The 633-nt window shown below is 66.8% G+C and carries 1 protein-coding gene; it reads right to left on the reverse strand.

What is annotated here, in order from left to right:
• Positions 1-297: 297 nt before the first annotated feature.
• The gene (locus PV364_RS41515; RefSeq protein ID WP_415924682.1) at positions 298-561 is read right to left on the reverse strand and encodes a DUF6233 domain-containing protein; all 264 of its coding nucleotides are present in this window, start codon (positions 559-561) and stop codon (positions 298-300) included.
• Positions 562-633: the final 72 nt, after the last annotated feature.

The raw sequence follows: 633 nt of genomic DNA on the forward strand, positions 1-633 counted from the left end.
ACGCGCCAAGATCCGCAGCGAACGCCAACAACGCTGGGGCCGCCCACGACCCAAAGCCGCCTAACCAACCCCGGCAACGTTCGTGGTCAACGCACTAGCCGCTCGGCCACCGTGGTCATGTTGTGGGCGAGGACGCTGGCGACCGCGACCGGGACCACGTTCAGCCCGCGGGTCAGGAGTTCGCCTCGGTCCGCGTCGCAAGGGCCTTGAAGGCCTTGGTGTTCCTGATGTCTGCCACGGCGACCAGCGTAGAGCCTGAGTGGCGCTGGACAGACTTCGCGTTGTGCGGGATCGCCGTCATGCGGCAGCAAGGACGTCGGCGTGGCTCGGTAACGGGACGAGAGGCACACGGGGCCTGCACAGCGGGCAGAGCTCGACACTCGGACGTCCCGCAGCGGCAACCGCTTCGACCGCGGGGAGTGCCTCTCCGCCGTCGATCCAGCACTCGCTCCTGTGTAGAACCTCGCGCTTCGGCTGGTTGACCGCGGTGGGAAGGGGCTGGAGCCGCCAGCTGTCACCGGGCCCCGACGCCTGGATGATCGATTCCAAGGGTTCGGCCACGAGATAAGGCGAGGGTGTCCACTCTCAGTGTGTGACGACCGAGATAGACACCCTCGCGACTGCACTCTACGT

The sequence above is a fragment of the Streptomyces sp. MI02-7b genome (assembly GCF_033793585.1).
Classification (GTDB): domain Bacteria; phylum Actinomycetota; class Actinomycetes; order Streptomycetales; family Streptomycetaceae; genus Actinacidiphila.